The organism is Bacillus fungorum, assembly GCF_002746455.1.
Taxonomy (GTDB): domain Bacteria; phylum Bacillota; class Bacilli; order Bacillales; family Bacillaceae_G; genus Bacillus_A; species Bacillus_A fungorum.
On sequence record NZ_NWUW01000041.1, the window covers coordinates 1 to 11,596 of the forward strand.

At 29.9% G+C, this 11,596-nt stretch carries 9 protein-coding genes and 1 pseudogene; 9 read left to right on the forward strand and 1 reads right to left on the reverse strand.

Going from position 1 to position 11,596, the window contains the following annotated elements:
- Nucleotides 1–923, reverse strand: a pseudogene (locus CO726_RS28130) (IS3 family transposase); the annotation flags it as partial.
- 54 nt (nucleotides 924–977) lie between these two features.
- Between CO726_RS28130 and CO726_RS32675 the strand changes: the two are divergent.
- The 9 genes from CO726_RS32675 to CO726_RS28170 all read left to right on the forward strand — a co-directional run bounded on the left by CO726_RS32675 (nucleotide 978) and on the right by CO726_RS28170 (nucleotide 11,593).
- Nucleotides 978–1,601 carry a hypothetical protein gene (locus tag CO726_RS32675; RefSeq protein WP_245916783.1) on the forward strand — a complete coding sequence of 208 codons (624 nt, stop codon included), beginning with the start codon at nucleotides 978–980 and terminating at the stop codon, nucleotides 1,599–1,601.
- Nucleotides 1,602–1,667: 66 nt separating this feature from the next.
- Entirely contained in the window at nucleotides 1,668–2,654 is a 987-nt protein-coding gene (locus CO726_RS32680; RefSeq protein ID WP_245916786.1) for a hypothetical protein, read from the forward strand.
- An 11-nt stretch (nucleotides 2,655–2,665) separates the two neighbouring features.
- On the forward strand, nucleotides 2,666–2,851 hold the full coding sequence (locus tag CO726_RS28140) for a hypothetical protein (RefSeq protein WP_071758279.1): 186 nt from the start codon (nucleotides 2,666–2,668) through the stop codon (nucleotides 2,849–2,851).
- A 44-nt stretch (nucleotides 2,852–2,895) separates the two neighbouring features.
- Nucleotides 2,896–4,314, forward strand: a complete 1,419-nt coding sequence (locus tag CO726_RS28145; RefSeq protein WP_245916788.1) for a UvrD-helicase domain-containing protein — start codon at nucleotides 2,896–2,898, stop codon at nucleotides 4,312–4,314.
- Between the two features lie 319 nt (nucleotides 4,315–4,633).
- Nucleotides 4,634–5,554: a GIY-YIG nuclease family protein gene (locus tag CO726_RS28150; RefSeq protein WP_099686465.1), complete on the forward strand. Its 921-nt coding sequence runs from the start codon at nucleotides 4,634–4,636 to the stop codon at nucleotides 5,552–5,554.
- A 936-nt stretch (nucleotides 5,555–6,490) separates the two neighbouring features.
- The gene (locus CO726_RS28155) at nucleotides 6,491–8,170 is read left to right on the forward strand and encodes a DUF6119 family protein (protein WP_099686466.1); all 1,680 of its coding nucleotides are present in this window, start codon (nucleotides 6,491–6,493) and stop codon (nucleotides 8,168–8,170) included.
- 169 nt (nucleotides 8,171–8,339) lie between these two features.
- Nucleotides 8,340–9,692, forward strand: a complete 1,353-nt coding sequence (locus CO726_RS28160; RefSeq protein WP_099686467.1) for a hypothetical protein — start codon at nucleotides 8,340–8,342, stop codon at nucleotides 9,690–9,692.
- Between the two features lie 122 nt (nucleotides 9,693–9,814).
- Nucleotides 9,815–10,207, forward strand: coding sequence for a hypothetical protein (locus CO726_RS28165; protein WP_016089924.1), 393 nt, complete (start codon nucleotides 9,815–9,817; stop codon nucleotides 10,205–10,207).
- A 255-nt stretch (nucleotides 10,208–10,462) separates the two neighbouring features.
- Entirely contained in the window at nucleotides 10,463–11,593 is a 1,131-nt protein-coding gene (locus tag CO726_RS28170; RefSeq protein WP_245916790.1) for a restriction endonuclease-related protein, read from the forward strand.
- The last annotated feature ends 3 nt before the right edge of the window (nucleotides 11,594–11,596 follow it).

The window sequence follows — 11,596 nt, forward strand, 5'->3', positions numbered from 1 at the left end:
GAAAGAGGGCTTTATGTTGTAATTCGCGAGTAAGGTTTGAAATTCCTGACTTGTATATTGTGTTCCTAAATCAGTATGTAGAATGAGACCTTTTTGTGGTTTCTGTATATCGTAAGCGTTTTCTAGCGCTTTTACCACAAGGTTCGTTGTCATATTTCGTGAAAATGAATACCCAATAATTTTCTTAGAATACAAATCCATCACTGATGCAAGATAACACCAGTCATCTTTTCGCGTGTGAATATAAGTGATATCCGCTACCCATCTTTCATTTATTGTCGTTGTAGAGAAATCCTGTTCCAGTAGATTAATGCGTTTTTCTACAGTTGATTTTGATGAATGGGGTTTATATTTCTTTACGATGATGGAACGGATATTTTCTTTTTTCATGAGTCGTTGCACGCGCTTTATACTTACTTGAAACCCTTGTTTCAATAGGGTTTTATGAATTTTCGGTGCACCATAACGCCCTCTACTCTCTTGATGGATTTGTATAATTTTTGTGGTTAACTCTTCATTTTCACGACTACGCTTTGACTCTGTTTTGTGCTGAGATTGGTAATACGAACTTCTCGCTATCCCAAGGGTTTGGCACATGATATGAATAGAGTGCGTTTCTTTTTGACAGTCGATTAATTGGTGTAATTCTATATCATTTATTTTCTCGCGAATATGGCCATAGCCTTTTTTAAAATTTCATTCTCCTCTTTTAGACGAAGCATTTCTTTTTTCATTCGTTTTAGATCTTCTAGTGTCATTTCATCCTCATCAACTGATGTGATAGTAGAATATGCTTTAATCCATTTGTAAACGGTTACTTCTGATACGCCATACTCGCTGCTTAATTCTTTTACTGGTTGTCCCGAACGATATAATTCAACCACCATTTTTTTGAACTCTTCATTAAATTTTTTGTTTGTCATACGGACACTTCCTCCTTGAAATCCATTGTATGGACTTAACTAAGTTGTGTCCATATGACTATACTAACTCCAGCTGATATGTTGAATGAGATTCTTGTTCAATATTATCCAAATAAATTTGCGGAAAACAGAAACTTTTTACAATATCCGATTGGTCAATTCATTAGTAAGATCCATCAGATGATTGATGATAATACATTGATTTTAAATGAAGATATTTTAATTTCATCTTTTTCATCAGGGTGGTTATATAATCCTATCACGAAGAAAAACGCTAGAGATTACACATACTTGCTAAAGAAACTGTTACCGTTCTTCGGTAATTGTCGTACAATTCATGGGGATTGGTTGCCAAGGTTTTCTGATTTAATGAAGCATTACAAAGAAATATTACCAGCCTTTGAGGGACCAGATGATGATAGGGTTGTAACGAGTGTGCATAGTCCTTTTTCTAAATTTGCTCATTTTTCACTAAGCAAGAAGCAAGTTGAAGAAGTTCACTATTTTGTGAAGCAACTCGTTTTCATTGCGGAAGAATTGTTTGATATAGAAGCTAAGGAAGCTTCTATAAGTGAGCATTTTAATAAATTGTTAGCGATATTAGATAAACATAATCCAATGCAGCATTTTAAATTACTTCAAGATGAAACGGATATTATTCATTCATTGAATGAATAATTAAAGAAAATTCAGGATGATAATTTCTTTCTATATGATGATGTTGGGGAAGCTATCAATGTTTATTTGAGTGGGAAATTATCAAACACAGATGAATCCTTTATAAAACCGTTTATTGAGGTTGATGGGGAAGCTTTTAAACCAAATATTCATACCTTTTATCTAACAGGGTTAGATGAAAAAGGTCTACCTCTTGATGAATTCAGTACACCATGGCCATTACAGGAGGTTACGTTTGAAAAACTCTCCATTCGTCATGAGGTACTTGAATTACATACATTGAGAAATCAATCTATCAAGCAGATCTCAAGGTATTTACTATTTATTGCTTTGGAATTCTTATTAGATAAAAATACTGAATTGTCTTGGATGCAAAACTTTTTAGATAAGGAAGATCTGCAACCTGCTGTGTATGTCCATCAATTAGGATTAAAAGTAATAGATTATAAGGAGAAGGAAAATCACCTTGTAGTGAAAACATGTCCTAATCCAGTTGATTTTGAAGATATAGCGGTAGATATAAATGATGGGGATCTAACAGAACTAACATTTACAGATTTTCTAATAGAATATAACCAATGTAAAAGGAGATTTTACTTTAGTTATATCCTAGGTCATTCACCTGTTTTTACTGATGAATTTATCCATCAATTTATGTTTACGGAATTAATTCGATTGGTCAAACGTAATACCACTTTAACGGATGAAAAGGTTATTAAAACGGTAAGCGAATTATTCCCTCACTGGACGAACTATAAAAAAGAAGTAATGGCCGAAACGTTTATAAAAATTGCGAGGCAGGATGAAGAGCTAGAGCAAGTTAGTGGAAATATTAGTATCAGTAAAGCAAGGAGGAATTTTCAGCTTCCAGGTCTTACAAATGCTAAAAGAAATGAATGGATAGAAGAAACTGTTAAGAATAGGCCTTCCTTGTTGATTGATTTGAAGGAAGATGTAATGAATGAGAATATATTCCATGCTAAACCAGGAGAAAATTGTCGTTACTGCCCTCATGTAGATATTTGTAGTGAAGGACGACATCTGATTGGTTAGGAGGGAACAGGATGAATAATATTTGGAGGCAAATAGCTACTAACTGGAGAACATTTGAAAACGATAGTGATTCAGAAGTTTTGATAGAAGAACTAACAAATGATGCATTGAATATGGTTCTAGTAGAAGACTCCTTTAAAAGTGCATTGGAATACTTAGATGAAGAAGAAAATGATGATGACGACGATTGGCCGTAATATATTAAGAGAGGTGTAGGAGAAGGGGAGAGACTCCCCTTTGTATGTGTATGGAAAATCAACTAGAGAGTACTGAACTAATATTAACTAAGCAACAACAGGATATAGTTGATTACACAGGGAATGAAATTTTGATTAGAGGGATTGCTGGTAGTGGAAAAACGCTTGTATTATTAAGAAAAGCGAAAAAAACGGCGATGAAATACCCGGATGAAAAAGTTGTAATATTCACTTACGCAGCAACTCTTTCTAATGCAACTAAATTTTTAATTGAGAAGTTCAACTTTCTTAACCTAGAAGTGAAAACTTTCCATTCATGGGCATATGGTGCATATTGGAAAATCATGAAAAAGAAGCCCGTGATTATACAAGGGATTAAACAGGATGGCTTTTTAAAAGAGGCTATAAAAAGCTTATCAAGTCTTAATCATCGTTTTGTAAACAATGATGATTACTTCGATTTCCTGAAGGATGAAATACAATGGATTAAAGGAAAGAACATTTCTACTTTACATGATTATTTGAAAGCTGATCGAAGAGGGCGCGGTACCAATACGCGTGTTACCATGAATGATCGTGAGATTATTTATCAAGTCTTTGATCAATATAATAAGAAGAAAAATTATTTGCTTGATTTTGATGATCTAGCTGTTGTTCTCATGAAGAATCCAGATATATTTCCTGATTCGATTAAATATGATCACATCTTTGTTGACGAGGCTCAAGATTTACAACAGGTTCAACTGCAAGCATTAAAGCATATTGCTAGAAAATCATTTATTGTTGCTGCAGACAAGGGACAAAAAATCTATAAAACATCCTTTACATGGAAAGAGATTGGTCTAAATGTCACGGGTAATCGTACGAAAATATTAAAGGAATCCTACCGTTCGACAAAACAAATTATTCAGCTAGCAGCAAGTCTTCAACAAAATGATATGATTATTCATGATGAGGAATACGTAATTCCTAATTTACCGGAGAGGGAAGGCCCTATTCCGTATTTAATGAATTGTAAAAATGCTGAATCGCAAGATAGAGAAGTGATTAAATCAGTAAAACAAATTATTGAACAAGCACCAAATCGTACAATTGGTATTTTATATCGTGAGGGATCTTCAAGAAACTCAGCAAAATTTAGAATGCAACGTGCATTAAACGATGCTGGGATTCCATCGGAAGATATTAGGGAGAAGGGAAATCCACATACTCCTGGTGTAAAACTTTGTACCTTCCACTCAGCGAAAGGTTTAGAGTTTGATTTTGTATATATTATTGATTTAATTGAACCTACTAGAATACCGGATGAGGATAAAGAAGAGAATTATTGGGAAATTGAAAGACGTTTGCTGTATGTTTCTATTACACGTGCTTGTAGACATTTACAATTATTCACTTATGGTGATACGTTAAGATTGGTTAAGGAATTAGATTCAGAGTTCTATAAGAGTTTCACCTTATAGAACTTTAATTCAGTTAAAAGATTTTATAAAAAGGATAGAAATGTCTATCCTTTTTATTTTTAGATGCATTGTGATGACAATATTGTTACGAACAATTCTATTTCGTTCATGATTTAAAGCAAATGCTTCCTTCTTTGGTGATGTTAGCAGCTTTTTAAAAAAGGGGAGTTTTTAGTGTGTTTTTACAATAAGTCTAAAATATAATTATATTTCTAATCACATAAATTTATTAATTATAATATAAGGTATAATTGTTATAATATTTTAATTGAAAAATATAGTGTATCTTAATTCGGAAAAATAATATGGAGGAAAAAGAGTGGAAATCATTAAAGACATTAAACTAAAAAGACAATATTTGCAGATGTTGGATGAGAAATGTTCTTGTATATTTCATAATTCACATAGGGTATGTGGAATATACGCTATTTTCAATAAAATAAATGGTAAAGTGTATATTGGAAAAACTACAAAAAAAATATTTCATTATCTTCGTACTGTACGGTTATATGCATTAAGAGAAGGGAATATGCATAATAAGCAGTTACAAAGCGATTTTAATAATTACGGTGAAGAAAATTTCGAATTTTTTATACTAGATAAATTTGCAATTGTTGATGAAGGCTCAACTATGAATGATGCTTTAAACCAAACTATAAATTATTTAGAGGTTTTCTATATTAGCCAATTAAAGACAAATGAAGCAGCCTTTGGCTATAATATTTTAATTGGAGGGGACAATGATATAACAATAACAGGGATTAATTCATTAGTTTATCAAGAAAAATTAAAGAGAGAACAATGGGTGTATGGAGACCTAGTTGGATCAAAAGAATTACCATTTGCCATTCCAGATATATATGTTCCTAGAAAAAGGCTAAAGTGCCCTAATAATCCACCAGGATTAGGCTCTATTATAGGTTCCTATATGAAAAAAGATCGAAAAGCAAATAGCTTTAATCAATACGTCAATATATTCTTAACAATGTATCGTGAAAGGGATTATGTTCAAGCTCACATTCATTTAATACCATTTCTACTAGCTCAGCAAGTACGAAAGGTATATCCAAACACTCCGATCATTAGTGTAGATGCAACTTGTGATTTTTGTGAAAAAGATGTTTCAGAAAAGGTTAAAACATATTGCCTTTCAAATATAGACAAATTTCAAGGTCATATTTATTGTTATGAACATCAAAATTTTAACAAAATATTTAATATACAGTTTGAAGAATTATAAATTTTACTAATTTTAGATTTAGCTTTAATTAAAGTATATTACATATAATATAGTGGGAAGATTGAGGAATCTATCAATTAAATTTTTCCAGGTTGCATTAAAAGCATTTATATATAGCCTTCCGTCTCTTTTTGTAGAATAAAAACAATAGGATAGTCATTAAAGACCTTATAATTTAGTTTAATTCTGTCAGTTGCTTCCTTTGTGAAAGGAATAGTTTTAATAGTTAATACTTACATGAGTACACCTCAGATATTTAATGTAAAAAGTAAAATTTTATGGCGATGATTAGTTATGTATTTTCCATATATTACCTCTTGATAAATAGAGATATAAAATAAACCCATTTACTGAATATTACCTGGTATATAAACATGATGAAAAAAGTTCATTCCTTTAAATTTACAAATTTCACATTAAAGTGGTATATGGGTTAATATTCACTGAATAAGGAGTATTAATCCTTTTTAATTTTATAACTTGAAAAATGAATATAAAAATTTTTTTGTAATTGGAAAATATGGAGGTGGGAATAATAGAAGAGAAGTTTATCTAATATCATTTTGACGACCCGTATTAATAGTGATATTAAACAATAATGCATTCGTAGAGGAATAAAAGATGGGACTTGCAAAACTTGATTAAAAATAAAGAGTAAATCCTATTTTTAGAATGAAAAACGCATCTATCATGAGCACGGCGTTTGAAAATTGGATTTGTAATAGAAAGTTCAGAAATAGATTTTAATCAAGCTATGATAGAATTATGATAAAAGAGATTTTATAAATAGAAATTATATAATCATAAATTCTATTTATAAATATATAATTATAAAATGAATTAAGGATGACTAATATAATCTATAAAACAAAGTTGTAAGTCTATCCTTTTCTGATTAAAAAAATAGTATAAGTGTTTTTAGAAGGTGGAATGAAGATGGAATTAAGTATATATAAGCAAGTTATGAATAGAGAGGATTTTATAGATTACTTAAAGAGAAAAAATATGGAGAGGATTGGTAAAACTCAAAAATATACTAGTCAGCTAATAATAAAAAATGAAAAAAAAGTTGAAAATATTACAATAGATTTTTTCTTTAAGCTAGATAATGATGAGGTAGTAGAAATAGAATGGGCCAATTATTGGTCTGGTTTCTTTAAAGATGCTTCTAAAAGGACAAAAACAGTGGAATCCGCTTTTGGTATGATACTGCTTTGGTTAGATAATAGTTTATATACTATTTCTTTAGGAAGAGGATATAGTTATGCCAATAGTTATGCAGATATGGATTTTGGTTTCGATATTGCGGAGATAATATATAATGAGAAATCTATTGAAGTTAAGTCCGCAAAGTTCTTTAAACAATCTAAAAGTAAATCACTTACTCAGTATAATGTAAATTCATATGTTACACCAGAAATTGGGGAAAGTAATGAACTGTTAGTAAGTAAAATTAATATAGATGAAAAGTACTCTAAATTTTTATTATCAAAATATGAAGATAAAATGAATTTTAGTTCATCTGTGAAAATTTCTGTTAACTCCTATAAACCTCAAAATATAATTGATATCATACACGAGCTACATTACATCTATAAGAATGAGAAAAAATCAGGGACACTACCTAGAATGACCTTTTTGAAAAATAATGAAGATAACCAGCCTATGTTTTCTGATTTAAATAAAGGCTTATTAGAAGCAATTAAAATGGGGTCCGTCAGTGTAAGTCTCTCATACTATATTGAAGAGGATGGTACTATATTTATAAACCCGGCAAAAGATGATCAGGTAGAGATTATTTATGATAAAAAAACAAGAAAGTTAGATTCCTATTCAATAGAGTCAATAGGAGAAATGCTTAAAGAGCTTAAATGTACAGATATTACAAAGGTTTCAATAAAACCAGTTTCAAATAGAAATAGGAAAGTGAAATTATTAAAAATTTTAGATTACAGTATCAATTACCGTGGTAAAGAATTTTGTTTATATCGAGGGAAATGGGCTAGTTTTAATCAGTCGTATATTGATTTTATTGAGAAAGGAATAGTTCAGGTTAATAAATGTACTTCTTTTTATAGCGAATATAATCTTACTGAGAAAGTTTTAAAAAAGGGTAGGAAGATTCAGAACTCAAATAAAAATGAGTATGACCAAGTTAAATATGCTGAATATCCCTTTAATCTCTATTTAAGAGATACATATAATTTTATACTTCTGGATAGGAAAAATGATCATGAATATTTTAAAAATGTTGAATTTGCGGATCTTTATGATGAACAAGAGCAAGCTCTTATTCATGTTAAAATAGGGTCCACCCCTGATATACGCTATTGTATTCAACAGTCTCTTCATAGTGCAGAAATATTTAATACGCAAAGTGATGTTTTGAAAGTATATGGTGTTAATCGAGTTAAAAAAGTAGCAATGCTGTTAGTATTACAAACAAAAAATTTAATTGGCAAAGATGGATTGGTAGATTTTTCTAAAAATAATTCTATTTACCTGAAGATAGAGATTATAGATTGGCTAACTAAAATAAGGATGTTAGGCTATATACCAGAGATATTAATTGCCAGAGATTTGACAAAAAGCAAAGATAAGAAAAAGAATGATTAATTTTTATAGATATCTCTTTATATAAGGTCATCTAGATATATTGAATTGCTTGTTTTTAATGAAATAATAGGTAAAAGTATCTGGATTTATTTGTAATCTAATTGTAAAATCGTTAACATTAGAATTTTGGAATTTACCTTAAATTTTATGTGGGAAATATGGTGATTATTTGGATAAGGAATTACTTGATTATTATATTACGGAATACATGCCTGAATGTAATGAGGCAGATTTAAAGAAGGGGCAAGAAAATAGATTAAAACATTTAATAAAGAATTTAAATGATAAGGGGAGCGTATTTAGGGATTTCCCTTACGAGATGTTGGCGATGGAAGAAAAAGCGAAACTGCTAAATTTTCTGTTAAATACTACAAAGGAAAGACAGGTTGTATCTAATATAGGGAAAAACGATGTTGATAGAAGCTTTGAAAACTTTCTTTATTTGGAAGATATGGTTGGGGAATTTTCAATTGAATTCATCCGTAAATATCCAAATTATAATCAGTCAGAGTTATCATTAGAGTGTAATCAAAACCGTCTAATGATAAGGAATCATAAAGTTTCAACACAAAATGTCTTACATGAATTGAGTAATAGTAATGAAAATATTATAAGGGCGATTTTCAATGAATTACGTTTTTTTAAAGACAATAGGTTAAACTATAGGAATCTTAATTTTATTAGGGATTATATAGATTATGTAGCTGATTCAACCCTTCAATTTTTAGTATATAGAGTTATTGTAAGTTCGAGTAAAATCGATAAGAAAGAAATTATTAATAATTTATTGAATCAACTTAATAAATTGTTTAACTTAATAAATTTTCAATTGCAAAAAAAAGGGATAGCACAGAAAAAGTCTACTACATTGAAGGCAGAAACCCTTACTGGCTTTTTTGTGTCTTATAGAAGTCATTACAGTAGATTTCATGAGGAATTACACATTTTAGATATTCTGACGTCAGAGATAGAGGAAAATACAGATTTATTTTGCAAGGTAGATGAAAAATTTAGCACAAATAAAATAATTTTGTCTGAAGAAAAAATTAAGATGTCAAAAGATATAATAACGGAAGGCCATGCTATCTATGAGTTTGAAAAAAAATTAGAGGAAACTCGTAGGATTATAGGTGTCATGGGTTCTGCTGGTGGTAGACAATGTTTTTCAAATTGTTTACAGGATATCAAAGTATATTTTCGAGAAATTTATATGAGTAAGGTGACCTATAAGAATAAAAAGACAATGAATATCGTAAGAAATTATCTAAAAACCATTGAGAATAAAGATATCCAGCCCTTTGAAAGAACGTCTCATTATATGTTTTTTAGAGAAAAGATAAGTAGAGGATATTTTCGAGAAAAAGGGTTGTTGGATCTCTATGTTGCCAAAGCCAGTATTCATAAGGAATTGTATAACCTTCTACTTAGAACATATTTGTTTTATGACTTTATGGATAGTGTTGAGTTTATTTACTCAATTAATAAGGGAATTCTTGATGCACTTCAATATGAAATGAATTGAATCAAATCAATAAGCCTTTATAAGAAATTTTTAAAAACTGTTTCCAAGAAAATTAATCTGAACTTGTATATATTTTAACTATGAGGTAACTCATAATATAATATTGAGAGGAGCAGATTGTTATGTTAGCAAGATGTTTAGAAGTAAGATATGAAAAGGGAGATTTTTATTTAACCCAAAAAAGTAGGAAGGGCGATAAAACCACATATAAAAATGGCTATATTCGTGCTCCTAGAGGGAATGGTTGGGCAAATAATTACAAACCGTCTCGACTTATCTTACATTTACATGTAGAAGGAAATATTGGTTATTCTTGGATTGACCGTTATTTTAAGGATACGGTGGGACGTTTGACAGAAAAGCGTAAGAATATAATAATTTCGACAATGCCATTACAAGTAGAAGTTGAAGAATGTTACAATTCAAATGGTGAACGGTATTATGTTGTTTCTGAAGAAGACATGAAAAATTGGTTGAACAGAACAGGTTTATTAAATGGAATGACTTCGAAGTAAGTATTTTTTTATAGAATAATAAATATAATTATTGACAGTTAAAAGAGCTTTTGGGTTCATACCTAGAATGCTCTTTTTTTATTAGTAAAAATACTAAAGAAATAAAAGTGATTAAGTACTTTTTGAATTCGCTCATTAAAACAAATTGTTATTTATAGGGAATTTAGTATTCCATTAAGCTTTTTATAAAAAATTTCCATTTTCTGTTGATTGTACATGCGTATTATAGCTAAAATATAGAAGAATAAGGAGGTAGTGATATTGGGATTAGCAACCTACGATAGACTTATCGAAATTATTGAACAAGCTAAAAAGCTAGAAGAAGATATAACAAGAATAGTTTATGTTTTGGATGACTCAGAAGAAGCAATTGAATTTGAAAGATTTTTTAAAAAGTTACAAGGTGAATTTTTAAGATCCAAAGGATCTAAATATCCATGCAATTTATATGAATTTCTAACTTTATTACGAACACCCATAAAAGAATGGGGATATTTTAATATGAACTCTATTAAAGAAAGAAGAATTAATGAGAATCTTATATTATTAGGGGAAAGAGTTGGGGTTACGTCGGAAGCTTTAGATATTTACAATGAGCATAAGAATGCATATGAGGCGCAAACAAAGGCAATAGAAGATGTCATTAGATATTGTAGGGAAAAATCTTTAGTGGATAAAACAATACAACAAAAATATGAGTTTTTTCGAAATTATTTGATTGAGCATCCACTTATACATCCATATTATGCTGAAAATGAAATAGCTGAAGGATTAGATAATGATAGTTTTCTTATTAATAAACTATTAGAAGAGTGCTATGAGCCGATTATTGGGGAGTATGAATATATATGTCCTAGTTGTGGATGGACATTACAACAAAAGACATTAGACTATTTTTATTGTTTATCAAATGATTGTAGAGAAGGCTATGATAAAACTAGTTTATTGCAGGATCAAAATTTAATTAATTTAAAGGTTACACATCGTACAAAAGAAGCCATTCAAAGAACTACTGTAATTCCAGGCAAAAAAGAAGTAGAGCTAGCACAAAGGTTAAGAAAAAAAGGGGTAACTGTAAGTATGTATCCTGAAATTGAAGCACAGGGTGATATTAGAGCAGAAAAAATAATACATGATAAGCGTATTTCCTTGTATATAGATGTTAAGGATTACTCTAGTGAGTATATGTTGGCAGAACGTTTAATAATGGAGAAGGAGGCTGGAATATTAAAAGATGTATTAATTGCAGTACCAGATAAAAAAGCCAATAAAAAATATTTAAAGGCTGTTAAGAGACTTCTTTTAGAAAAAGAGGCTAATGATATAGAAGTTTATTCTTTTAGAGAAATAATTAACATGTTTGCAGACTCTAAAAAAGGAGAATAAAAA